The sequence below is a fragment of the Orrella marina genome (assembly GCF_003058465.1).
Classification (GTDB): Bacteria; Pseudomonadota; Gammaproteobacteria; order Burkholderiales; family Burkholderiaceae_B; genus Algicoccus; species Algicoccus marinus.
The window spans coordinates 3,488,891-3,513,592 of record NZ_CP028901.1; the positions used below are offsets into that span (position 1 = coordinate 3,488,891).

At 55.5% G+C, this 24,702-nt stretch carries 21 protein-coding genes and 1 pseudogene; 14 read left to right on the forward strand and 8 right to left on the reverse strand.

Annotated elements, in window-relative coordinates; genetic code table 11:
* The first annotated feature begins 11 nt into the window (after positions 1-11).
* The 4 genes from DBV39_RS15885 to DBV39_RS15900 all read left to right on the forward strand — a co-directional run bounded on the left by DBV39_RS15885 (position 12) and on the right by DBV39_RS15900 (position 3,771).
* On the forward strand, positions 12-1,001 hold the full coding sequence (locus DBV39_RS15885) for an ABC transporter substrate-binding protein (RefSeq protein WP_159078995.1): 990 nt from the start codon (positions 12-14) through the stop codon (positions 999-1,001).
* Between the two features lie 136 nt (positions 1,002-1,137).
* A complete protein-coding gene (locus DBV39_RS15890; RefSeq protein WP_108622371.1) occupies positions 1,138-2,094 on the forward strand; it encodes a Bug family tripartite tricarboxylate transporter substrate binding protein in 957 nt (318 codons plus the stop codon).
* Between the two features lie 132 nt (positions 2,095-2,226).
* Positions 2,227-2,946: an SDR family NAD(P)-dependent oxidoreductase gene (locus tag DBV39_RS20675; RefSeq protein WP_227870937.1), complete on the forward strand. Its 720-nt coding sequence runs from the start codon at positions 2,227-2,229 to the stop codon at positions 2,944-2,946.
* A gap of 135 nt (positions 2,947-3,081) precedes the next feature.
* Entirely contained in the window at positions 3,082-3,771 is a 690-nt protein-coding gene (locus DBV39_RS15900; RefSeq protein WP_159078997.1) for a carboxymuconolactone decarboxylase family protein, read from the forward strand.
* A gap of 203 nt (positions 3,772-3,974) precedes the next feature.
* Here the strand turns inward: DBV39_RS15900 and DBV39_RS19585 are convergent, their stop codons facing one another.
* The gene (locus DBV39_RS19585) at positions 3,975-4,730 is read right to left on the reverse strand and encodes a maleate cis-trans isomerase family protein (protein ID WP_159078998.1); all 756 of its coding nucleotides are present in this window, start codon (positions 4,728-4,730) and stop codon (positions 3,975-3,977) included.
* Between the two features lie 373 nt (positions 4,731-5,103).
* Here DBV39_RS19585 and DBV39_RS15910 point away from each other — a divergent pair, with 373 nt between their 5' ends.
* Both DBV39_RS15910 and DBV39_RS15915 read left to right on the forward strand, forming a co-directional pair.
* Positions 5,104-6,033, forward strand: coding sequence for an SMP-30/gluconolactonase/LRE family protein (locus tag DBV39_RS15910; RefSeq protein ID WP_108622375.1), 930 nt, complete (start codon positions 5,104-5,106; stop codon positions 6,031-6,033).
* Between the two features lie 69 nt (positions 6,034-6,102).
* Positions 6,103-6,801: a hypothetical protein gene (locus DBV39_RS15915; protein WP_108622376.1), complete on the forward strand. Its 699-nt coding sequence runs from the start codon at positions 6,103-6,105 to the stop codon at positions 6,799-6,801.
* Between the two features lie 42 nt (positions 6,802-6,843).
* On the opposite strand, the gene tcuB is transcribed toward DBV39_RS15915, so the two are convergent.
* From tcuB to DBV39_RS15930, 3 genes are all read right to left on the reverse strand, one after another.
* Entirely contained in the window at positions 6,844-7,998 is a 1,155-nt protein-coding gene (tcuB, locus tag DBV39_RS15920) for a tricarballylate utilization 4Fe-4S protein TcuB (RefSeq protein WP_108622377.1), read from the reverse strand.
* Positions 7,985-9,400, reverse strand: coding sequence for an FAD-dependent tricarballylate dehydrogenase TcuA (gene tcuA, locus DBV39_RS15925; RefSeq protein WP_108622378.1), 1,416 nt, complete (start codon positions 9,398-9,400; stop codon positions 7,985-7,987). Before tcuA ends, tcuB begins: the two co-directional genes overlap by 14 nt.
* A gap of 93 nt (positions 9,401-9,493) precedes the next feature.
* On the reverse strand, positions 9,494-10,420 hold the full coding sequence (locus DBV39_RS15930; RefSeq protein ID WP_108622379.1) for a LysR family transcriptional regulator: 927 nt from the start codon (positions 10,418-10,420) through the stop codon (positions 9,494-9,496).
* A gap of 68 nt (positions 10,421-10,488) precedes the next feature.
* On the opposite strand from DBV39_RS15930, the gene selD reads away from it, so the two are divergent.
* A complete protein-coding gene (selD, locus tag DBV39_RS15935; RefSeq protein WP_108622380.1) occupies positions 10,489-11,583 on the forward strand; it encodes a selenide, water dikinase SelD in 1,095 nt (364 codons plus the stop codon).
* A gap of 40 nt (positions 11,584-11,623) precedes the next feature.
* On the opposite strand, the gene DBV39_RS15940 is transcribed toward selD, so the two are convergent.
* Positions 11,624-12,898 (reverse strand): MgtC/SapB family protein, encoded by a 1,275-nt coding sequence (locus DBV39_RS15940; protein ID WP_108623326.1) that lies wholly within the window; start codon positions 12,896-12,898, stop codon positions 11,624-11,626.
* Positions 12,899-13,041: 143 nt separating this feature from the next.
* On the opposite strand from DBV39_RS15940, the gene DBV39_RS15945 reads away from it, so the two are divergent.
* On the forward strand, positions 13,042-13,737 hold the full coding sequence (locus DBV39_RS15945) for a YggS family pyridoxal phosphate-dependent enzyme (protein ID WP_108622381.1): 696 nt from the start codon (positions 13,042-13,044) through the stop codon (positions 13,735-13,737).
* A 25-nt stretch (positions 13,738-13,762) separates the two neighbouring features.
* Here the strand turns inward: DBV39_RS15945 and azu are convergent, their stop codons facing one another.
* Complete coding sequence (gene azu, locus DBV39_RS15950) at positions 13,763-14,230, reverse strand: azurin (protein WP_108622382.1); 468 nt, start codon at positions 14,228-14,230, stop codon at positions 13,763-13,765.
* 433 nt (positions 14,231-14,663) lie between these two features.
* On the opposite strand from azu, the gene chrA reads away from it, so the two are divergent.
* Positions 14,664-15,863 carry a chromate efflux transporter gene (chrA, locus tag DBV39_RS15955; RefSeq protein ID WP_108622383.1) on the forward strand — a complete coding sequence of 400 codons (1,200 nt, stop codon included), beginning with the start codon at positions 14,664-14,666 and terminating at the stop codon, positions 15,861-15,863.
* A 132-nt stretch (positions 15,864-15,995) separates the two neighbouring features.
* A complete protein-coding gene (gene def, locus DBV39_RS15960) occupies positions 15,996-16,517 on the forward strand; it encodes a peptide deformylase (RefSeq protein ID WP_108622384.1) in 522 nt (173 codons plus the stop codon).
* 219 nt (positions 16,518-16,736) lie between these two features.
* Here the strand turns inward: def and DBV39_RS15965 are convergent, their stop codons facing one another.
* Positions 16,737-17,657 (reverse strand): mechanosensitive ion channel family protein, encoded by a 921-nt coding sequence (locus DBV39_RS15965; protein ID WP_227870676.1) that lies wholly within the window; start codon positions 17,655-17,657, stop codon positions 16,737-16,739.
* A gap of 304 nt (positions 17,658-17,961) precedes the next feature.
* On the opposite strand from DBV39_RS15965, the gene fmt reads away from it, so the two are divergent.
* Positions 17,962-18,933, forward strand: a complete 972-nt coding sequence (gene fmt, locus DBV39_RS15970; protein WP_108622385.1) for a methionyl-tRNA formyltransferase — start codon at positions 17,962-17,964, stop codon at positions 18,931-18,933.
* Here the strand turns inward: fmt and rimO are convergent.
* Positions 18,924-20,255, reverse strand: a complete 1,332-nt coding sequence (gene rimO, locus DBV39_RS15975; RefSeq protein ID WP_108622386.1) for a 30S ribosomal protein S12 methylthiotransferase RimO — start codon at positions 20,253-20,255, stop codon at positions 18,924-18,926. The genes fmt and rimO overlap by 10 nt on opposite strands.
* 89 nt (positions 20,256-20,344) lie before the next feature.
* Between rimO and rsmB the strand changes: the two genes are divergently transcribed.
* The 3 genes and pseudogenes from rsmB to DBV39_RS15990 all read left to right on the forward strand — a co-directional run bounded on the left by rsmB (position 20,345) and on the right by DBV39_RS15990 (position 24,700).
* Complete coding sequence (rsmB, locus tag DBV39_RS15980) at positions 20,345-21,718, forward strand: 16S rRNA (cytosine(967)-C(5))-methyltransferase RsmB (protein WP_108622387.1); 1,374 nt, start codon at positions 20,345-20,347, stop codon at positions 21,716-21,718.
* Complete coding sequence (locus DBV39_RS15985; RefSeq protein WP_159078999.1) at positions 21,715-22,386, forward strand: DUF4390 domain-containing protein; 672 nt, start codon at positions 21,715-21,717, stop codon at positions 22,384-22,386. The genes rsmB and DBV39_RS15985 overlap by 4 nt, the downstream gene beginning before the upstream one ends.
* Positions 22,383-24,700 (forward strand): annotated as a pseudogene (locus DBV39_RS15990) (sensor histidine kinase). Before DBV39_RS15985 ends, DBV39_RS15990 begins: the two are co-directional and overlap by 4 nt.
* Positions 24,701-24,702 lie beyond the last annotated feature (2 nt).

Consider the following 24,702-nt stretch of genomic DNA (forward strand, 5'->3'; position numbering starts at 1 on the left):
CATCCGCAGCATTGACCGGACTTGCCGGAGCCACACTTTTCCCGAAGATTGCATTTTCTAGTCCAACCACACTAAGTTGGGTTTCCCCGGCGCGAATCAATCTGGTTCACTCTTACGTTCTGGCTGGAGTTGCTAAAGGATGGTTCAAAGATGAAGGGCTAAACGTAGACATTCGCGTTGGCACAGGTACTGCGCAAAGCGTTATTCAAGTTGCGTCGTCCAACTCATTTTTTGGGCAGGCTTCATCCTCAACGTCTTGCCCCGCTATCGCAGACCAGGATGCAGACTTGATCACGATTGGTCAGGTCGCATACCAAGGATTTTTCGAACTTGCTGCGCCACCGAACCAACCAATTACAGACCCGGCCCAGCTTCAGGGCAAGACCATCGGCGTAATGTCTCTTGGCGGAACAACCGACGTCTTGCTTGATGCGATGAGCCTTGCGGTTGGTCTTGATCCATCCAAAGTAAGAAAGGTCGTGACTGGAACTTCTTCGTCTGGTGCTGCGTTTCTTCAGCGAGGAGACGTAGACGCGTTTTTTGTATTTCCGGACAGTAAGTTCGCATTGAGGCAGATGAATGTTGACCTTTCGTACACACCAGCACACACGTACGTGCCGCTCCCGGGAGACGCGATATTAGTTTCCAAATCCAACGCGTCCAACCCGGACAATCGTGACGCGATCGTCAAGTTCCTTAAAGTCTGCCGCATGGGTCTGGACTACATGCAGAATGAAAAGAACTTTGATGAGTTGATTCAAATCGTTGCGAAGTTCAATCCGGTCGAAGGTGCGGATGTCGTTAAGGGACGTAGTGTTCTTGAGATGCTAAAGGTTTATTACGAGCCTACAGGTGGCGTTCAGAGAATCGTTTGTGACGAGCAGGCTTGGCAAGACGGTGTTCTTCTTATGGAAAAGATCGGATTGATTAAAAATAAAGGATTGCCCTTGAGCAGCTTTCTAGACAACTCGTTTGCAAAGCAAGCGGTTGCAGGAATGTAAGAAAAATGACGGCAGCAAGACAACTTTGGCGGTAATGGCGGAGAGTATTTTGAACGATAGTGCGGTAAGCACTCCATACGCCAACGCGTGTTTGTTTTGATTTTTATTTACTTTAAGAGTTAACCAAGGATTCGCTATGCTGAGATTTACTGGAAAGATTGTTATGGCGTTCGCGCTATCGACGGGTATCGCCTGGGCGCAAGACTATCCAAATAAGCCAATAAGAATCATCGTCCCCTACAGCCCTGGTGGTGGAACTGATGCTGTGGCCCGTCTCGTTGGTGAGAAAGTGTCTAATTCGCTTAAACAACCGGTCATCGTCGAAAACAGGGCAGGCGCTTCGGCCAATATTGGCACTCAGGCGGTGGCGAGATCCCCCGCCGATGGTTACACGATTCTGATTACCGCGCCGAATTTCACTACGAGCGAGGCAATGTTTGATAACCTTGGCTGGAAGTTTGAGGACTTTATCCCAGTCATACAACTCGCCAGATACAGCAACATTCTCGTAGCAGGTCCAAACTCCCCGTTCAAATCTATGCAGGAGGTGCTTGATGCTGCGAAGGCAGACCCAGGAGGTGTGAATTATGGGTCAGCTGGGGCGGGGTCGAATGCCCATTTAAGCATGGAACTCCTCAGTGTGAAGTCGGGTGTTTCAATGCAACACATTCCTTACAAAGGTGGTGGTCCGTTGAAAACTGATCTGCTTGGTGGTCACATTGCGCTTGGCGTTGATGGGCTTGCTGGTCTTTCCGACCTGATCAATACAGATAAAGTCAAGCCACTGGCTGTCATGGCACCTGGAAGAACAAAGCTTGCCCCAGAGATTCCAAGTCTTGGTGACGTCGGAATTGTGGACGTTGACGCGAGTGGATGGTCAGGCGCACTAGTGCCCGCAGGTACGCCTAAAGATGCTGTTGACAAGCTTCAGGCAGCATTCGCGGAGGCATTGAGTGATCCGGCTATCGTTGAGCGAATGAATTTTCTTGGTCTAGAGCCGGTTGGTGGGAGTTCGGAACAATTCAAGAGCTATTTGATGGATGAGCGCACGAAATGGGCCGATCTGATTAATGAGCGAAATCTGAAGCCATAGTAAGGGCTGCTTTCAGGTGATGGGTGGTCACGAAGCGTGACGAATCCATCACCTGGCAGTCGTCCTGGTTTGGTGCTGGAGGCAGGTTTGCAGAATGTCGTGACGAACGAACTGAGTGGTCGCCGAGTAGTGGTGACTGGGGCAGGGTCCGGGATTGGTCTTGAGACTGTAAAGCGACTGTCGCAAAATGGCGCGCGCGTAGTTGGCGTGGTTATAAACCAGGAACAGTCAAAGGAGCTCAAGAGAGCAGTTCCGGATGTTAGCGTTTTGATCAGGGATCTGTTAGATCTGGATGTGTGCGATGATCTTCCCCGAGATGCGGAGGAGGCGCTCGATGCATCTTTGAACGGACTGGTCTGCTGCGCTGGTGTATTTCATCGCGGAAGATTGAATCAAATTAGTCGTGAGCAGTGGGATGCTACTTTTGATTTGAATCTCAGGTCAACTTTCTTCTTGACTAGATCTGTTATCGCCCGCATGCGTGCCAGTTCGTGTGAAACTCCAAGTGTCGTTCTAGTGAGCAGTCAACTTGGTTTGGTTGGGTATCCAAACGGCGTGGCATATGCGTCCAGCAAGGCAGCCTTGAATAGTCTTGTGATGTCCCTCGCTCTCGAATCGGCCATGGACCCGATACGGGTAAACGCTGTCGCACCCGGCCCAGTACGAACTCCGATGATAGAAGCGGCACTAGCTGATTCGCAGGCACGGAATAGACTCACAAGCGGTGTCCCGATGGGGCGGGTGGGTGATCCTCAGGAGATCGCAGAGGCGATAAGCTTCCTTCTGTCAGAGCGAGCTTCATTCATTACAGGTCAGGTGCTATGTGTTGACGGCGGATATACCGTGGGTTAAGCGTGAATGTCAGGAATTTTTACGCTCAGATAATCCGGTTTGCCTGAAGAGACCGTGGGTATGGCGATGTATTAAACGGGAAATAGTCGAGCTTGCTCGATCAATCTTCTTTTGCAAGAAATTTAGACACAGCATGTGATTGATAGTGAGACCAAGATTTTAGGAAGAATTAGAATGAATCATGATTTAAAGAAACAGGAAGCCAAGGATCTGCTTGATGAGATGTTCGCTAAACGTGGATATCTGTTGCCATATCATCGTCTCCTAGGTGAGTCGGATCCTACTTTGCTAAGGACTTACGATTCGCTGTACACAAGGCTGACGCTAGATGAGCGAGTCTTGACGATGAAGGAGCGGGAAGTAGTATGGATTGCCCTAATTGCCATCACGCGAGAGAAATACGCGTTTTTCCATTTTGATCGCGGTGTGAAAGCGGGCATGACAAATGAGGAGATCTCGGACTCTGCAGCAATAGGTGCTGCATGTGAGTCTTTTGACACAATTGATCTCTCTCACTCGGCATTTGACAAGTGGATTTCAAAAAACGCTGCGTTGGAGCGATATTGCTCCATATTTGACGCTGCGCGTGGTGGCCTCCCTAAAGCCATCGCCGAAGTTGCAGGCGTGGTGTGTCAGGCATCGAGAAGGAGTGCATCTGGCATGCGTGTTCACCTTGTTCGTGCATTTGAGTATGGTGCAACACGGGAGCAGATCGCCGAGGGCTTGTCTTACGTCCTGCTTCACAGGGGCGGGCCGACGATGATAGATGCTTCACGTACATGGGACGAGGCTGCATCTGAGTTGGGTATTCCAGGTCCATTCTGACTGGAACGGTTCCAATGGAAAATGAAGGGTTCGCAGAAACGTCAATATAAAGTTTGATCAAGATCGAGCATTGAAACTGCTCGATTAAAGGTTTGTATTGTTGCTTTAAGTTTATCTCTTGAAACGTTTTCTATAAAGTTGCGTTTTGATCCGTACTCCTGAAAATAATTTTTTCTTGACTACGGATCTGCCTTATCACAATTCTACAAATTATCCAGATTCGTTTCATACCCAGACAGAAGTGACTTCTCATGGTGACTCTCTGGAAGAATTCCAAGTGAGTCGAACATGGCCCACGCAAGGCAATAATTAGAACTAATCACTGGGATTCCAAGCTCCTCCTGAAGCGGCTGAATCGCTCGTAGTGTTGGCATGCCAGTCCCGGACATTAGTAGCACATCAGCACCGCTACCAATAAACTTCTCCCCAGTCTTTAATATTTGCCTATTGCGAATTGCATAAACACCTCTAGTGTCTCCACTTGGCAGAGAAATCAGTTCTGTGTGGGTGACTTCGATGCCTTGCTTGTTCCAGTATTCGAGCCCGGCGTCTGTCAACCATGCAGGATAAGGAGAAAGCAGCGCGATACGTTTTGCATTTAGTCTGGATAGAGCCGCGCGGATTGCCTGCGCGGCTGTCATAATTATGATTCCAGTTCTTGTGGAAAGTTCTGATGTCTTTTTGTCTTCAGAATCGGATCCTATCAAGTATGAAGCGCCTGTGCACGCAAATCCAAGAGCGTCAGGTTTGAGCGTGTCGAATGTTTCAGGTGTTTTGTAAAAACTCGATTCGTATTCGTAAAGGCGATCCTTTGAACTAACGCACTGACTGTTGAGCCGGGCTGTGACTAAATTTACATTAGGTGGTAGTAGTGCTACCAACTCAGGCTCAACAGTTGGATTTGCCTGAGGAACAGCAACGCCGATAATTGCTTTCGATCCGTATTCACGATCATGCATCTTGTCGATTCTCCTTTGTTTAAGCCAATGAATTTGAAATAATTTTTCGTTTGTTTCCCTGCCGGTCCATCTGTTCGGATGAGAACGAGGCAAGAAATTCTAATATTTAATTTAACTTTAAGAGTTGATTTTACTTCTATTATTTTAATCGTGAGATAAATTTTTAGTTTATTTTTATAATTATTTCGAATCTGATTTTTTGTCCTTCGTGTAAGAATTTTTATTTCAAAATCGAAGAAATCTAAGAGTAGTTTTCTTTATTTCCTTGCGTTGATCGAGCTCGACTTCTGGGAACTTGATACGTCTGTTTTCAACAATGCCTGTCAGTAAAACAGTTTGCCTGAGCCTTGATTAAATTATTTCAGGAGATGTTATGTATTTTTTACAGACGCCACCACAAAGGGCTGAGGCAACTGTCTGGACCCGCCTGCCAGAGCAGTTTCGCCAGTCCTGCCAGACCGACTGGGCCGATGCCAACAAGTCAGGTGAGTGGATCGATTCGTTTCTTGAAGGTCCAGTGTTTGATGAGCAGGGCAATCTGTATGTTACTGATATCCCGTTTGGCCGGGTATTTCGCATCAGCCCGGCGGGACAGTGGGAGCTGATCGTCCAGTATTCGGGTGAGCCTAATGGAATGAAGTGGTTGCGCCCCGGAGTGTTGCTGATCACCGACTACCGTAATGGCCTGATGACACTTGATATTGCTAGTGCAGACGTCAGACCTTACCTCAGTCGCCGTAACTCGGAGAGTTTCAAAGGTGTCAATGATCTGACCTTCGATAGCCACGGCAATCTTTACTTCACGGATCAGGGACAGACCGGCCTGCATGATCCGACTGGACGGGTCTACCGGTTGAGTCCGGATGGACACCTGGATCTGATGCTTGCGAACGTCCCGAGTCCGAATGGCGTGGTGTTGTCGCCAGACGAGAAATTCCTGTTTGTTGGAGCGACCCGCGGAAATGAGGTCTGGAGAGCGGCGCTGATGCAGGATGGCACTGTCTCCAAAGTTGGTCGGTTTTTTGTGTCGCACGGGCCAAGTGGCCCCGACGGACTGGCCATGGACGCCCGTGGCAACCTTGTGATTGCCAATCCTGGCCTGGGTTGCGTGTGGTTGCTCGACCACCAGGCGTGCCCGATCGGCATCTGGAGCAGTCCGGCTGGCAATGCTCTGACCAATATTGCCTTTGGCGGCCCGGATAACCAGACCCTGTATTGCACTGAGTCCGAGACAGGATCCATTTTGACGATCACTATGCCGTATTCGGGAACCACCGCCCATACAGGACGGTCTACTTTCTGAGAGGCTTGCCCGAAACAGGCGATGCAGGGTGCAGCATGTCGTCTGAATCTCGTGATGGAGAGAGATCGAATGAAACTCATGAACAGGACGCGTCGCGGTGCAGGCGGTGCAAGTGATGCCAACCCAAAGCCTGTCAGACGCGTGCTGGCAGCGACAGGTTTTGTGCTGCTACTGGGGCTCGCGGTGTTTCAGTCGTCCGAACCGATACACGCCCAGCATGCGGGTGCACAACCAGAACACTCCCAGTATGCGGGGCAGCAGCATCGAGACGTCACTACGCTGTCGGCGGAGGATTTGTCTGCGTTGAGACAGGGGCAGGGCTGGGGCCTTGCAAGGCCTGCCGAACTCAACGGCGTACCCGGGCCAGCACACTTGCTGGAGCTGGCGGACCAGATCGAATTGTCCAGTTCGCAGCGCGATGCGCTAGAGCGGATGTATCAACGGATGAAGGGTGAGGCGATTGAGCTAGGGTCTCAGTATGTTGAAGCGGAACGGGCCATCGACTCATACTTCCGGGCCGGAGATTTTTCTGATGAGAGGCTGATGGAACTGGTGCAGAATAGCGCTGACGCGATGGCCAGACTGCGTTTCCTGCACTTGTCCTATCATGACCGTACCCTCAAGGTTATTACGGATAAGCAGACCAGAGCGTACAACCAGTTGCGAGGGTATGAGCCGGGGCCTGCGGCAGCAGAGACCGGCCGATGTTCCTCTGTGCCGCCCGGGCATGACCCAGCGATGTACCGCAAGCACATGGGTTGCCCCTGAGGCAGACAATCGGGTCTTTATGGACCGACCCGTTGATCGTCTTTAATCGGACAAGCCAAGTTTGTTGGGTTGCCGTTTTTCGATTGACCACTTGAGCAGCGCAGCACTGCGATAGATGCCGTGGGCAAACTTGCAGTAAGGTAGCATCAGGAACAGTCCCATCACCACGCCCAGGTGAATGGCCAGCAACAAGCCCATGTAGCCTGTCTCGCGAAACACCAGAAGCAACAGTCCGGTCAGGCTGGTCAGAAACAGAAGCGCAATGAACCCTCTGTCCATCCCTTGCTGGGCCGGGTCACCATGTAACGGCGCACGGTTCATGTTGAGCCAGAACAATCCTGCAGGACCAATTAGCAGTCCGATTCCGCCAACCGTTCCGAGGATGACCGGCAGGCTGAAGTAGTCGTAAGGTGCCTGCCACCCAAACACGTAGTGGTAGATAGTCCCGACTGAGGTGGCCGCAAAGCACAGCATGAAGCCATAGAATGTCAGGTGGTGAAACATTCTTCTGCGTAGTGTGAACCGGTCGTCTTCATCATTGCATCCAAGTCCGTGACCACCGTCGAGGTACTTCAGTTTCAGAGCATCATGTGCCGCCTCGGCTGCGGCAGGAGACGTCACTTTGCCAGGTGAGACATCCTTCCAGAACCGTCGAACGCCGATACCCAGCGCACAGATGGCGAAGACAAAGACGGTTCCAAACAGCAGCACCAGCGTGTTGTGCGGGAAGATTGCGTAAAAGTCGCCTGCAAGTGGTTCGTGAAGCAGTGAGCCGGTCGACATCACTGCCAGAATCAGAAACAGCGCCAGTCCAAATGCAACAGCAAGCGACAATGCCAGCCCGTTGCTGGAATACAGCTTGCCCATTGTCGCGGGCCAGGCGTATTCCGTATAGGTCTCCTTGCGAACCTTGGCCATGGCTTGCGGCACGTTGACCGCAAACTCGTGCGGTGGCGCGTACTGACAGGCGTGCAGACAGGCACCACAGTTGTGACAGAGGTTGGCCAGATAGTTGAGGTCTGCCTTGTTGTCAAACGCCAGGCGGCGTGTCATGGCCGGGAACGTCGCACAGAATCCTTCGCAATAGCGACAGGCATTGCAGATCTGCATGATGCGGGCGACTTCGGTCTCGTTGTCTGATAACGGTTTTGCGTGCCAGTGAATGGCCTTGTCTGCGATGGTTTCAAGCGATTGCATCGCGTACTCCCTGTTCATTCTGAGTCAGTGCAGCCCGGGCAGCCTGGGCGCCTGCAATTCTTCCAAATACGGTTCCGATCGACATGCCCACCCCTGCTGTGTAACCCTTGCCGAGCACGTTACCAGCGTTGATCTCGCCAGCTGCATACACGTTTGGCGATGCTTTACCATCAAAGAAGACGCTCGCATTCTTGTCGGTCTTCAGGCCAAGATAGGTAAAGGTGATGCCCGGGCGAACCGGATAGGCATAGAAGGGGGGCTTGTTCAACGGGAGTGCCCAGTGGGTTTTCCGGGGCTCGACTCCTTCGGTATGACAATCATCGAGCACGGTGTGGTCGAACGTGCCGGGCTGGCAGGCCTGGTTGTAGTCATGAACGGTCTTGCCAAGCACGGTCGGGTCAATACCGATCTTGCCTGCGAGCTCTTCGATTGTGTCGGCAGTCGTGCCATCGAATACGGGCGGCATGAAGCGTCCGATCGCCTTGCTGTCGATGATCGAGTAGGCGATCTGGCCAGGCTGCATGGCAACCAGTCGTCCCCAGATGGCATAGCGCTTGGGCCAGAAGTCTTCGCCTTCGTCGTAGAACCGTATTCCGTCCCGGTTGACCACGATGCCAAGCGATACGCAGTCAATCCGGGTGCAGATGCCACCATCGTAGAGTGGCGCCCGCGCATCAATCGCCACACAATGTGACTGGGACGGGTCACCGATAATATCAGCACCCGCATCCATCATGAGCTTGAGCACCGTTCCCATGTTGAAGCGCGTGCCCCGGATGAGGAAGTTGTCCGCAGGCCATTCACCGCGCTCGTTCTGTCCCCATGCTTCACGTAGCCATTCGCGATTGGATTCGAAGCCACCAGCGGCCAGTACGCAGGCTTTGCCTTCAAACCGGTTTTGCCCGCTTCGAACTGCCACGAACTGTCCATCTTCAAGCTCGATAGCGTCGACAGGTGTCTCATAGCGGACCTCGACGCCGAGTGCTTCGGCGCTCCGGTAGTAGGCGTTGACCAACGCCTTCCCGCCACCCATGAAGAAGGCGTTGGTACGTGCGACGTGCAGTGCGCCGGACAGGGGAGGCTGAAACCGTACCCCGTGTTTGCGCATCCAGCCCCGGCACCGTGACGACTCCCGTATCACCATTCGGGCCAGCTCTTCATTGGTGATGCCGCCGGTGACTTTAAGCAGGTCTTCCCAGTATTCTTGTTCCGGGTAAGCGTCGATCAGAACATCTTGCGGCGCGTCGTGCATGCACCGCAGGTTTCGGGTGTGCTGAGAGTTGCCACCGCGCCATTCGCGAGGGGCAGCCTCCAGTATCAATACGCTTGCGCCGGCTTCTCTGGCGGTCAGTGCGGCACACAGTGCTGCATTTCCACCACCGACGACGACAACGTCCCACATGGGCGTCTCCTGGAAACAATCGAATTCGTTGAAATGAGATGACTGTACTCTGGCTGATCTCTGTACGCTAGACGTCAATCTGACACTGGGTGTTCACGATTTGTAAAGACTTGCACCGGGCCACTGGTTGTCTTCAACGAGCGTGGCGGCCACTTCCCGGATGATGTTACGCATGGCCAGTGCCGCCGGGGAGAGCTCTTCTTCTGGTAGTGTCGCCAGAAAGCTAGGCCGTCGCAACTCCTTGTCGCTTAGTGCGTGCGCATGCAGGCCGGGGCCCGTGATTCTGGCCATGGCTGAGCCGGGCTGAATCGTGGCGGCCAGACCGGACTGGACCACATCCATCAGCATGGCAAGGCCGTCGACTTCGGCGACCAGGTTAGGCCAGACTTGAGCGCGCTCGAATGCGGCATTGAGCACAGCACGCAGGCCATGGTTGCCACTCGGGAGTACAAGCGGCAACTTCGCGACAGTCGCAAGCGTCATGGAATCGTCAGTTTCGGCCCGGAACAGTTCCTCGTGCGCGATCATGAAGAGTTGCTCGTCCAGAAGTAACTCTGTCAGCCACTTCCCGCGTTGACCACTCTGAAAGACGATCGCCAGATCGAGCTGGCGGGCACTGAGCAATGTCGACAGATTGCCAGACAGGCTTTCAACGATTTGTAGTCTCACGTCCGGATACTGGCTGCGCATTGCCTTGAGCAAAGGCAGTCCGAGCACCGAAGCCGTAGTCGGCGTCATGCCCAGACTGACATGTCCGGACAGTCTGGCGTGCTGTGCAGCTTGAACCGCCTCGTCAGCATGACGCAAGGCAAGTTGTGCCTGTTGCCAGAAAGCCAGACCAGCCTCGGTCGGCGTGGCGCCGGTGGCACTTCGTCTTAGCAGCACAGTCGAGAGCTCTGTTTCGAGACGGGCAATCTGCTGGCTCAGTGCTGACGTGACGACACCGAGGGCCTGCGCAGCCCTTCCCATGCTGCCGAGTTCGACAACTTTGACAAAATAGCGAAGCTGACGCAGTTCCATACCGGCATTGTTGCATGACCAGGGCTAACATTGCGTCTGATGCGTTTCACACTTCAGGAATCAAGACCATGAACACGTCCACTGAACATGACGGTAGTCAGCCAGCCAAGGCAGCTGTCTCTCCCACAGAACCCCGACTGACCTCACTTGCACATGGTGGTGGTTGTGGCTGCAAGATTGCACCCGGTGTATTGAGCGAATTGCTTGCCGCTATGCCGGCGGTGCAGCCGTATGCCAATCTGCTTGTTGGCACCGAAACGGCTGATGATGCGGCAGTTTATAAAATCAATGATCAGCAAGCATTGATTGCAACAACCGATTTTTTTATGCCAATCGTGGATGACCCGTTTGACTTTGGAAGGATTGCCGCGACTAACGCGCTGTCCGATGTCTACGCGATGGGCGGCACACCCATCCTGGCACTTGCCATTGTCGGCATGCCGATCAACGTGCTGTCAACCCGGACCATTGGCGAAGTACTCAGAGGCGGTCAAGCCGTGTGTCAGGAGGCGGGTATTCCGGTCGCAGGCGGTCACTCGATCGATTCAGTCGAACCCATTTATGGGTTAGTCGCCCTGGGACTGGCCCATCCAGACCAGATTCGGCGCAACAGCAATGTGCGTGTTGGCGACCGCCTCGTACTCACCAAGCCACTTGGGGTCGGTGTGTTTTCTGCGGCCTTCAAGAAAGAACAGCTTGACCAGCAGGGCTATGAAGCCATGATTCGCAGTACGACCCTGCTGAATCGTGCAGGGCCTCAACTGGCCAGCATGGACTCTGTACATGCCATGACCGATGTGACCGGGTTTGGGCTGCTCGGTCATGCGCACGAGATGGCCAGAGCCGCAGGTGTGTCGATCCGGCTACACAAAGACTCGGTGCCGTTGCTCGATGGGGTTTTCGAGCTGGCGCAGCGCGGCATGGTGACAGGCGCATCTGGCCGCAACTGGAATGCATATGGGTCGTCAGTCACAGGCCTTCCCCAGGGTGACTTGCTCTGGCGATCTCTGCTCACAGATCCTCAGACGTCGGGTGGCTTGCTGGTGTCGTGTTCACCAGATGCTGTAGACGAGGTCCTCAGGCTCGCCAGCCAACACGGAAGTACTCAGGCCGCGGTGGTAGGTGAGGTGGTTGCAGGCGCGGGCATCGTGGATGTAGTCTGATCGATGCGGCTCAAGGCCCCGTTCGAGACGCCAACGCTTCTCAGAAAATGATAGTTGCTGCCATGATCGCCGTGGCGACTGCGACGGCGGGCAGGCAGTCCATCAGTAGCCTGCGCCCGCCAATGAAGCCGGCAAGTGCGAGCTTCAATGTGCTGTTGCTGATGGCTGCCATCAGGATGCCGTTTGCGGCAACCGACTGATCCAGGCCGTTGTTGGCCAGACGGGCCAGTGAGAGCGTGATGGCGTCAACATCGGCTGCCCCCGAAATGGCGGCCATGATGAACACCCCTGCATCGCCAAAGGCCCTTCGCGCAATCTCGACCAGAAACATGATGCCGACAAGCAGTGCCGTGAAACGCAGCGCAGGACCCAGTTCGAACGGGTTCTTCAGTGCTTGCTCCACAGATCCTGTGTCGACGTCGCGCTGCTTGCGCGCACGCAAAAGCAGCAGGCCGACACCAGTCAGATAGCAAACCATGCCCAGACCGATGGGCAATGCGATCTCCATCGCCACGGCGGGTGAGATAACAGCCGCTTCCAGCAGTATGCGTGGAAACATGATCGAAGACGTCAGTAGCAGGCCGGCCGCGATTGTGGCGGGCTGGTTGATGCTAGCCGATAGTCTGGACAGCGTGACCGTCATGGCGGTTGAGGAAACCATGCCGCCAAGTGCGGCTGTGAGCATGATGCCACTGCCAGGCCCGACAATCCGTACAGCGACATAAGCTGCAAATCCGAGACCGGCAATCAGAACCACCATCCACCAGGTGACGTACGGATTGAAGACTGCTAGTGGACCCATGGTCTCGTTGGGTAGAAGGGGTAGCATGACCACAGAAATGAAAAGCAGCTTGAGGGTTGCCGAGATTTCGTGTTCAGACAGGCGGTGCACCTGAGTGTGCAGCAGACTTTTCATGCTCAGCAGCAGTGCTACCAGGACGCCCAGGCTAGCAGCCAGTGTCGCCTGGCCAGATATTGCAAGTGATCCGAGCAAAAATGTGCTGAGCATTGCGATTTCTGTTGTCATACCCCAGTCACCGCTTGCACGCGTCTCGGCGATGTAGCCCGCCACAATCAGCGTCATGACGCCAGCCAGAATAATCGCCCAGGAAACGGGATGCAGGGCCTCGCTGAGGAGGACCGCCAGTGCGCCCGACAGCCCGAGCAGGCCGAACGTGCGGATGCCCGCCATGACTCGCTCGCTCTGGCGTTCTCGCTGACTCCATTCCCGTTCCCCGCCGATCAGCAGGCCGATTGCGAGCGCAACCAGTATGTCGGGAAGCAGTTCGAGGGTGCTTGGCGAAGAGAGGGCCACAAGCGATTGTCCATAGTCTTTGTCAGGTGATGCAAGAATGATACGCTTGTGAGCCTCAGATGAGCAGTCCAGCCGAAGTGCGCATCCTGAATGTGTGTCAAAAAGTCTGGATCGCGCAATCGCAACAATCACGGGTTGAAATCATGATCAGTCAGACAATGCAGCAGCGTGTGCAGTCAGTGCAGGAACGGATTCGCCTGGCGTGTGAGCGGGTTGGTCGAGATCCGTCGCATGTCAGCATTCTGCCGGTAAGCAAGACCTTCCCGGTGGAGTCAATTGAGCAGGCTGTCTCCCTGGGGTTCAGCCGATTTGGCGAGAACCGCCCACAGGAAGTTGTTCGAAAGGCGCCTTTGCTCCAGCATCTCGATGTGCAATGGGTTGTGATTGGTCAGGTCCAGACTAACAAGGCCAAGGATGTGGCGAGATGGGCGTCGGAGTTGCAGTCGCTTGACCGCGGTTCTTTGGCCGAGGCGCTGCAGCGCCGTCTGGAGCCGCTCGAGCGCACGCTTGATGTGCTGGTTCAGGTTAAAACCTCGCCAGAGGATAGCAAGTCTGGATTGCCTGCTTCAGAACTGATGCCCTTGCTGCGCCAGCTGGAGGCGTTTCCCAATCTGCGCATGAAAGGGCTGATGACGCTTGCGGTGTTGTCAGACGATCCTCAACCTGTGCGCGACTGTTTCAGGATGCTTGTCAGGTGTCGTCAGGAGGCCCTTGACGCGGGGATTGATCCGCAGTGTCTGGAGCGGCTGTCAATGGGTATGAGCGCAGATCTGGAACTGGCGGTCGAGGAAGGCTCGACCGAGGTTCGCGTGGGGACAGCCATTTTTGGGGTGCGCTGATCCGACCCGGCTCCTCCCCGATGTGCTATGGCGTGGACGGAGAAAATAGCTCCAGCGTTCCGCGCATCCTGGGCGAATGACCGCCGACCGTGCACAGGAAAGCATATTTGACCTGCGGATCCAGGCTCTTGACGTCCAGCGTGACGGATGCTGTTTCCCCACGCCCGATGATAGGTGTGCTGGCGAGGATCAGGTTGTCATCCGGCATGATCCAGCCTTGCGCCTGGCCTGCCCGGTACGAGTCTCGGGCGACCTTTTCCAGATCACGCTGAGTCGTCAAAACCCAGTTATGTCCGGTTGCTGATTTCGGAAGTATCCCCGTGTGTATGAGTTCGACCGTGAAAGTGGTGCAGGTATCTGGAATCCGGATGACGCTGGTGTCGAATTCAAGCGCATCACTCCCCCGGATCTGAGTCGTACAAATCGGTTCGGTATGGGCGGCAGGCAGGATGGCGAGCGTGGCCAGAGCGCAAAGCAGTAAATGAGGCTTCATTAAATTCAGGGCAGGTTAGACATCGGGACAAAAATTAGTCGCATGTGCAGGGGGCAGGCTGGGAACATCGTAGGCCTTTGGCGATAACCTCACAACAATCCCTTGCAACAAGTGCTTTTTACACCTGTTCAGTGAGTCGAGTTCTATGCAGTGACATGATCAGTCACTTACACTTGCGTTCGTAACAATTTTGTACATATTCAGTGCGCGGTTCAGATTCATCCTCTTTTGCGATACAAACCTGTCCATGCCAGGGCACTGTTGTGTGGTTTCCTCGTATGAAACAAATGTGTTTTTGTGTGTGGTCACGTCAAATGGCGATCGCCGCGACGATAACCGTCGCGTGGCGTGAGGCACGCCACATGGATGAACACAATCAAGAACAGGGTGTCTGACCTGACTATTTTAGACACGGACTCAAAGAGCTTATAGCGTGATAGAGATTTTTCTGGTGTTCCTGCGACTGGGCCTGACTTCGTTTGGCGGCCCTGTGGCGCACATCGGTTTTTTTCATACCGAGTTTGTGCGGCAGCGAAAATGGGTTGACGACTCCACCTTCAGTGGTTGGCTGGCCCTGTGCCAGTTCCTGCCTGGTCCAGCGTCGAGTCAGTTAGGATTCCTGATCGGGTTGCATCGCGGTGGTTTCATGGGTGCGCTGGCGGCCTGGTTCGCATTCACAATGCCATCTGCAGTCGTTCTCGTGGCATTGGCGATCTATGGGATTGGTTCAGAGTCAGAGTGGGCGATGACGGTTGTGCACGGACTCAAACTGGTCGCGGTCGCGGTCGTGGCCCAGGCGGTCTGGGGAATGTGGTCCAGTCTCTGCAAGTCGACCGTGACCCGGGTGGTCGCTCTGGCCGGGTTCGCGCTGACAATCTGGTTCATCGGTTGGTCGGGTCAGATATGGGCCATCCTTGCCGGTGCTCTGGTCGGGTTGGTTCTGCTGCGGCAGGAGGCGCAGGCGAATCTGACTGGTGAAGTGGGTGTCGTTCGGGTCCGTCCTGTCGCAGGAATTGTGCTGCTGCTGGTCGCTCTGGCGCTATTGCTGGGTCTGCCTTTTGTGGTGGCTCAGGCACCCGTGACGGAAATGTTTGCAACGTTTTATCGGGCTGGCGCTCTGGTGTTCGGTGGCGGACATGTCGTGCTGCCGATGCTTCAGAGTGCTGTGGTTGATACCGGACTGGTTGGTCGGGATGACTTTCTGGCAGGCTATGGTTTGGCGCAGGCAGTACCGGGGCCTCTTTTTACCTTCGCTGCATGGGTGGGAGCGCTTGATCAGTCCTTGCCTGGATGGCCAGGTGCGATGCTGGCACTGGTGGCTGTGTTTCTGCCGGGGATGTTGCTGGTATGCGGTGTGCTGCCGTGGTGGAACCGATTGCGGGAGCAGTCCTGGGCCCTTGCAGCCTTTGCGGGTGCCAACGCTGCCGTGGTGGGCGTGCTGGCTGCCGCCTGGTACAACCCGATCATGATGACTGCGTTTCAGACGTGGATTGACGCGTGTGTGGCGTTCGCGGCCGCGGCATGGCTTATCTGGGGGCGGGCCCGAGCATGGGCCGTTGTCCTGCTGTGTGTCCTGCTTGCCCTGGCGGGTCAGTGGTCGGGTGTCTGGCCGGTCGTGAGTGCAGGTAGTTGAGCTTGCAGTCTGTTCCAGTGGTCAAACAAGTCAACACAAAGTCACACTCATAAAGTATCAAACCATGCGATAACACCACTGGCGATGTGCAATTGTTGCTGCAAGAGCTAGACTCTGACTTAAAATAACGATATGGCTATCCTCAATATTCTCCGCTATCCCGATCACAGACTGCATAAGGTCGCTAAACCTGTCGCGCAGGTGGATGATCGTATTCGTCAACTAGTGAAGGACATGGCGCAAACCATGTACGACGCACCAGGAATTGGCCTGGCTGCGACACAGGTTGATGTGCATGAGCGGGTGGTTGTGATGGATCTGTCCGAGGAACAGAGTGAACTGATGGTTCTGATCAACCCGGAGATCATCTGGGCCAGTGAGGATGTTCAGGTCTACGAAGAGGGCTGTCTGTCGGTGCCAGGGGTATACGACGAGGTCAAGCGTGCGGCGCAGATCAAGGTTCGCGCACTGGACGAGAACGGTCAGTCCAGGGAGTTCGATGCGGATGGGTTGCTTGCAGTCTGTATCCAGCACGAACTTGACCATCTGAACGGTAAAGTGTTTGTGCAGAGACTTTCCAGCCTCAAACAGAATCGTATTCGTAACAAGATTCTGAAACAACGACGCGAAGAGCAGGTCGCTTCGGCCAGCTGAGTCCCGTGCCCGGTGTGGTCAGCGAGTCGGTGGCCGCATCTGGCTGCGCAGATACATCCCGCCGCCAGGTGGATGTTTGATTCGAAGAAGACCGATGCAGGAGCAAGGGTCCGGAGCGTCCCTGAACCGACTGCAAACCTTGCCTTGAAATCCTCTCGGCCATCTTGGCCATGTCAGACCCCGTGGACGCGAGACTGCGGGATCTGACATGCAGGACGTTCAGACCTGGCCAGACCTGGTTTGTCTGGAAGAGTCATTGCCCATAATGTCCTCTTCGCGCTGAACGCGCAGGACTCGTTGCGGGAACGGAATCTCGATGCCGTTGGTATCAAATGCCTGTTTGAGTCGTGCCAGCAACTCCCGACGAATCCCCCATTTGGCTGATGCATCGGTCTTCATTCTGAGTCGCAAGCCGACGGCAGAGTCTTCCAGTTGATTGACACCGAGGATCTCGACATCGTCAAGGATCTTGTCTTTCTGGTCCGGATCCTGGCGAAGGGCTTGACCCACTTCTTTGATGACTTCGTATGTTCTGCCAAGGTTGGCATCATAGGCCACACCAATATCAACTACAGCGTAGGCGAATTGCCGGCTGTGGTTAGTAACGGTGGTAATGGCGCTGTTGGGAAGGTAGTGAACGGCGCCCTCTCCGTCGCGCAGACGCACGTGACGCAGTGTAACTTCTTCAACGGTGCCACTCTTTCCTGCCGCTTCAATGAAATCGCCTTGGCGGATCTGGTTTTCCATGAGCATGACGAAACCCATGAAGTAGTCTTTGACCAGGCTCTGTGCCCCAAAGCTGATAGCGATACCAACCACACCGGCTGTGGCGAGCAGGGGGGCGATCGAAATGCCCAGCTCTGCCAGAATCAGCATGGCCGTCACCACGCCGATCGCGATTGAAGAGATGTATCCGAATATCCGACTCAACGTGTCGATGCGTTTGCGCTCTTCAACGCCCGGTGCACGGGCGCTCAGGCGCTGGTGCAGTGTTGTGAGGAGTCTGCTCACGACGCCCCGAATGATTAACGCCAGAATCAGAATGATGATGACGTTGATGCTGGCAATCAGCATCGATGCCCACGCGGGTGTGCTGTCAATGCCCATGCTGGCTAGAAAGTCGGCTGTGATGTCTTGCATAGTTCGATTATTCCACTCGTTTGAATTCAGGAGAAACACCCGGACTCTGATTCGCCTGGGCGCCAGGTATGACGTTTAGCCCTCATACAATAGGCAATGGCAAGAATTTGCAGTGACTTGCTCGTAGGAGTCTGCTTGCGGACGTCCGTAACTCTGAACGTCTGATTTTTAGTGCCTAAAGGATACGGGAGTTTGAGCGCCTTGTCTTGTCCAGCACCCAGTCCCCGAATATGGAGCGAGCAGGCAGGCACCTGCTTGTTGTTCACACAGAAAGTAGAGAAATTAGCGAAAGAAGGGTTGTCAAATGAAAGTTGGTTTTGCGGGTACCCCCGAGTTTGCGAGTACTGCCCTGGAGTCCTTGATCGAGGCAGGCCACTCGGTTGTTGTGGTCCTGAGCCAGCCAGACCGGCCATCAGGCAGGGGCATGAAACTGACACAAAGTCCGGTCAAGCAGGCTGCGGTCGCACACAATATTCCGGTGCTGCAACCGGCGGGTCTCAAGCTTGATGGCCGCTATGCGGAGCAGGCCTTGCAGGTTCGCCATCAGCTGGAGAAGCTGGATCTGGATGTCTTGATTGTCGCAGCGTATGGGCTGATTCTGCCCGCATGGCTACTCGATCTGCCAAAGTCTGGCTGCCTGAACATCCATGCGAGTCTTTTGCCCAGATGGCGTGGCGCAGCACCCATCCAGCGAGCAATCGAGGCCGGGGACGATCTGACCGGCGTCACCATCATGCAGATGGACGAAGGGCTCGATACGGGGGATATGCTGATCAAGGCAGAGGTTGCCATTGACCCTGGCGATAACGGGCAGACCCTGCATGACAAGCTGGCTGCCTGCGGTGCGTCGTTGATCGTGCGGGCACTTGAGTTGCTTGAAAAGAAAGCACTCGTCAGAACGCCACAACCCGTTGACGGGGTGACTTACGCAGAGAAGTTGCTCAAGCAGGAGTCTGAACTTGACTTGTCACGCCCGGCGACCGAACTGGCGCGCAGGATTCGGGCATTCACACCTTTTCCGGGGGCCAAGCTGACATTGCCGGGACTGGCTGATCCGGTCAAGGTGTTTTGTGCGACTGCTTTAGCTAATGATTCAGCCAGTCGTCAGGCGCAGGGCACGCGGCGTAAGCCCGGCGAACTCCTTGGCGTCTCAGCAGATGGTATCGACCTTCAAACGGGTGAAGGCATTCTGCGGGTGACAGAATTGCAGCGCGCGGGCGGAAAGCGCCAGCCGGTAGCAGTATTTCTGTCCGGCTGGCACCCGCCTCAGTCCTGAATACTGGCCCAGAGATCGTAGTCGTCCGAGTCGGTGACCCGGGCTCTGACCAGCTGCCCAGGCACCAGCTTTACACCGCTATCCGGATCATGCTCAATGTAGACACAGCCATCGATCTCGGGCGCATCAGCGCTGGATCGACCAATGGCGCCGTCCTCATCAACTTCGTCAATGAGGACATCGATTTCCGTGCCGACTTTTCTGGCCAGTCTGGCACGTGAAATCGCCTGCTGATGTGCCATAAACCGTTCCCAGCGATCCTGCATGATCTCGGGCGCGACCGGGTCGGGCAGGGCATTGGCACTGGCCCCTTCAACCGGTGAGTATTGGAAACAGCCTACCCGATCCAGTTGGGCCTGAGTCAGCCAGTCGAGCAAGTATTCGAAGTCCTCTTCTGTTTCTCCCGGAAAGCCGACGATGAAGGTTGACCGGATCGTCAGGTCCGGACAGATCTCGCGCCACTTGTGGATGCGTTCCAGTGTGCGGTCCTCAAACGCAGGACGCTTCATTGCCTTCAGGATTCGGGGGCTGGCGTGCTGGAAGGGAATGTCCAGATACGGCAGAATCTTGCCCTGCGCCATCAGGGGAATGACCTCATCCACGTGTGGGTAGGGGTAGACGTAGTGCAGCCTGATCCACGCGCCAAGTTCACTCATGGCATCGCACAGCTCCGTCATGCGGGTGCGCACGGGTCTGCCTTGCCAGAATCCGGTCCTGAACCGTGTGTCGACACCGTAGGCACTGGTGTCTTGCGAGACGACCAGCAATTCTTTGACGCCTGCACGCACTAGTCTCTGGGCTTCGTCCAGTACATCGCCAATCGGGCGGCTGACCAGGTCCCCCCGGATGGAAGGAATAATGCAGAAGCTGCAGCGGTGGTTGCAGCCTTCCGAGATCTTGAGGTAAGCGTAGTGTCGTGGCGTGAGTTTGATGCCCTGGGGAGGCACCAGGTCAACAAAGGGGTCATGCTCGACCGGCGGTGCAGCGGCGTCGTGGACTGCACGCACGACCTGCTCGTACTGCTGGGGGCCGGTGACGGCCAGAACCGACGGGTGGACCTCCCGGATGACATCTTCCTCAACCCCCATACAGCCAGTGACAATGACACGTCCGTTCTCAGTGATTGCCTGGCCGATGGCGTCGAGCGACTCTGCTTTGGCGCTGTCAATAAATCCGCAGGTGTTGACCACGACCACGTCAGCACCGTCATAGTCAGGTACGATTTCATATCCTTCTGTGCGCAACTGTGTGAGGATGCGCTCCGAATCAACGAGTGCTTTCGGGCATCCGAGACTGACGAATCCGACCTTTGGGGTTGACATGATGATGTGGAACTCTTTGTGTGCAGGCAATCCGGCATTTTAGCGTTTACGTCAGACGAGAAGCGTCTTCTTGCCCCTAAAATCCAAACATGACCGAGAATCGACTGTCCCTTAACAAAACCTTGCTGACCACGGCCCGCTGTCTTTCGGAGGTTGAGTCAGGAAGATCGTTGAGCGCACTGCTGTCCAGGGTTCATCCTTCCGAACGCGCTGCAGTGCAAGCGCTCTCCATGTATGCAATGCGTCACTGGGGCCTGGCTCAGGCCTGGCGTTCGATTGCCATGCAGCGGCGTTCTCAAAGCGGTCCCCTGAACAGTCTGGTTGCGCTGAGTCTGCTGTTGCTTGACATTGCCATGGTCGAGGAGGCTGCCACGGGTAGGCAGGGGGTGCCGGATTCGTTCCAGTGCCCGCCTGGAGACGGTGCGCCCCGGTACGCAGTCCACACGGTTGTTGATCAGTCTGTCCGCGCTGCCAGGCTTGTCAGCAAGGCATCGTTTGCTCCCAGGCTTCTGAATGCGATCTTGCGCAGATTCCAGAGGGAGCGGACCTTGTTTGTCGAGGCAGTGGCGAGGGATGAGGTTGCCAGATGGAACTATCCTGCCTGGTGGATCGCCCAGGTACGTGATACTTATCCCGATCACTGGCAATCCATCTTGCAGGTCAGTCAGACAGCCCCGGACCTGGTCTTGCGGGTCAACCAGAGAAGGTCCAGTGTGCAGCAGGTTCTGTCGTCGCTGGAAGACGCTGGTGTACAGGCGGTCCATGTGGGCGGTGCCGCCATCAAGGTCAGAAGCGCGGGGGCGATCGAACGTTTGCCGGGATTCGAAGCAGGCTGGTGGTCTGTGCAGGACCTGTCAGCACAGCAAGCAGCGCCGTTGCTTGGCCTGAGGGGCGGGGCGCGGGTGCTCGATGCCTGTTCTGCCCCGGGCGGCAAAGCCGCACATATCCTTGAGCTTGCGAATGTTTCGCTGACAGCAGTGGATCAGGATGCCAGACGACTGGAGATGGTGCGCGAGAACCTCGAGCGGCTTGGTCTGCTCGACCCTGAACGCGTCCAGCTGGTTCATGCTGATCTGCTCCATAGCAGAGCGTGGGCTGGGTCGGCACCTTTTGACCTGATCCTTGCGGATGTGCCGTGCACGGCGTCGGGTGTGGTTCGACGCCATCCTGATATTGCCTGGCTACGGAGGCAGTCCGATCTTGAGCAGACAGTTGCGCTACAGCGTGCGATTGTTGATGCTATCTGGCCTGCGCTGGTCCCGGGTGGCCGCCTGCTGCTGGCAACCTGCTCGATTTTTGAGCAGGAAGGTGAGGCACAGGCCGTAGCCATGCTTGAGCGCCATGCGGATGCCCGGCGTCTGCCAGCGCCCGGGCTGATTCTTCCTGAGAGTGCAGGAGAGCAGATGACGTGTGGCCATGACGGGTTTTTCTATGCGCTATTCACAAAAGAGGCCAGGGCGTGAGGGCGCTGGCGATTCATGCGATCGTGAAGACGGGATTTGATCATCTGGTTTCGGGTCGGGCAATACAACTGTTCAAGGTGTGCCTGCTGCTGGGTTTTGTCTGGTTTGGCGCAGGAGGAGGGCAGGCTTACGGGCAGGCCAGCGATGCGGAGTTACCCGATCACGCTCAGGCTTCTGTGCAGCGTATCGAGCCGCTAGTTCATCAAGGACACCTGAGCATGGATATCGATATCGAGATGTCCCTGAGCCATTCGATGGCAGAGGCCCTCAAGAGAGGGGTTGCGCTGACCTTCACGATCGAGGTCGAGATTGACCAGCCACGCTGGTGGTGGTTTGACAAGGTGCTGGTCGATGCCAGGCTGACCAGACGTGTTTCATTCAATACTCTAACCCGACAGTGGCGAGTCAGTATCGGGGATCTGGGCCTGGTTGTGGCGACCTATAACGAGGCGCTTGATCTGGTGCGCCGGGTGCGCGGCTGGGAGGTCGCGCCGATTGATCGGTTCGAATCAGATGCTGACTACAAAGGCCGGGTTCGCATCATGCTTGATGCAACCCAGCTTTCCCGGCCCATGCAGCTTGATGCCAACAAGCGCAGTGACTGGACGCTGATCAGTCCATGGCGAGAGTTCGAGTTCAGTGTTGGTCGAGAGAGGGACAATTCATGAAGCACTGGGGGCGATGGCTGATTGCGTTTGGAATCGCAGGAGGGCTTGCTCTCTTCATCCTGCTGGCCTGGTCGACGGCTAGCGCTTCTTTGCTGGCTCAGTATCACGAACTGCTTGTCTATCTGAATGTGGCGCTCGCAGCAGGGCTGTTTGTGTGGGTGATCGGTTTGTTTACGAGGCTGGCATATCAGTTGTACAAGGGAAAGTTCGGCGCCCGGCTGACCGGCCGGTTCGCACTGGCGTTTGCTCTGATCGGGGTGTTGCCAGGCGCATTGATCTACACCGTTTCCGTACAGTTCATGTCGAAGTCGATCGAGTCCTGGTTCAACGTTCGGGTTGACACTGCGCTTGATGCGGGCCTGGCGCTGGGACGTGCGGCACTGGACGCCCAGCTCAACGAGCTCGACACCCGCGCACGCGCCATGGTTCCGTTGCTTTCAGGGGCGGACGAGTCCGATCTGCCAGAGATTCTGTCCCGGGTCAGGGAAGTGACTGGAGTGCAGGAAGCCATGGTTTTTACCGGCTCTGGCAGGCCAGTTGCGTTCGTAACCGAGCAACTTGGACAGTTGCTGCCCCAGCCGCCTCCATCCCAGGTCCTGAATCAGCTCAGGGTGACGCGTGGCTATACAGCCGCAGAGTCGATGACTGAAGGGCTGGTCGGAGATGAAACAGTCAGCATGTTGCTCAGGGTGATTGTGCCGCTGGCGACCCCCATGGTCTCGTCCACTGGGCCATTGATTAATGAAATGCGCTGGTTACAACTGATCAAACCAGTGTCCGACAAGCTTGTTCTCAATGCTGAGGAGGTCCGGGCAGGTTACCGTGATTATCAGGAACTCGCCATGTCCAGGCATGGGTTGCAGCAACTGTTTGGTGTTACGTTGACGCTGGCGCTGTTGCTGGCCGTCTTTGCTGCCATGGCTGTTGCGCTGTATCTTTCCAAACGACTGGTGCAGCCTTTGCTTGCGCTGGCATCAGGGACCCGCGCGGTTAGTGTCGGAGACTATCGGCCTTTACCAGAGCCCCCACAGAACGATGAGGTGGGTCAATTGACCCGCTCGTTCAATGCCATGACCCATCAACTGGAGGAGGCAAGGCGACTTGTCGATACCAACCGGCGTCAGCTCGAACGATCCAAGCTCTACATCGAGAGTATCCTGGCCAACCTTTCGGCCGGCGTACTGGTATTTGACGAACAGTTCCGGGTGACCATCTTCAACCAGGGGGCCCAGTCCATCCTGGGAGCAGACTTCAGGGAAGTGGCGGGTAGGCCGCTCGAAACTGCCAACGGGATGGTCGAGTTTGCCGGAACCATTCGCAGGGCTTTCTCCCAGCATGTTGCAATGGGTAGCGAACGACTGCACTGGCAGGAGCAATTTGAAGTGACACTGCCCCGGACCGGGGATGGAGACAGACCTCTCACACTCACATTGCTTGCCCGTGGCACCCATCTTACCGGTGAGGGGCGTGGCAACGGATACGTCGTGGTGTTTGACGATATTACAGAGGTGATCTCTGCAAACCGCAGTGTTGCGTGGGCCGAGGTGGCCAGAAGACTTGCACACGAAATCAAGAACCCGCTCACGCCGATACAGCTTTCGGCCGAGCGACTCGCGATGAAGCTCGTAGACAAGCTTGATGAAAAGGATGCCGCGCTGCTGGAACGCTCAACCAACACGATCATCAATCAGGTCTCCTCGCTCAAGCACATGGTCGACGAGTTTCGGGAGTATGCGCGCAAGCCACCGACGGTTTACGGTCCGGTCAACCTGAATTCGCTGATTGAAGATGTTCTGACGCTTTACGGATGGGATCCCTATGATTCGAGAAGCCGTGACGGAGGTCGCCCGGTACAGTTTGATATCCGGCTTGATCCTGATTTGCCACAAGTGCGCGGCGAGCCGACTCAGCTACGTCAGGTGATTCATAATTTGCTGGGAAATGCCCGGGAGGCCCTCGCTGAGACGCAAAGCGAAGGTATGATTCAGGTCTCGACAGAGGTGACTCTGGGCGGGTCGGGTGACGATGCCAGCGAGCCAGCTGTCTTACTGACAGTTGCCGACAACGGGCCAGGGTTTTCGAGTCAGTTGCTCCAGCGAGCGTTCGAGCCCTACGTCACGACCAAGGCTCAAGGAACCGGTCTCGGTCTTGCCATTGTCAGAAAAATTGTGGAAGAGCACGGTGGGTATATCGAACTCTCCAATCTGCGTGCCGGGGGGCGCGCGTCACAATCATGCTTGCGCCGTTTGATGCTTCTGCGTATCCGGTAGACGAGGCGTCGCAAGCAAACGATAATCACAACAGCTCTAGGTAAAT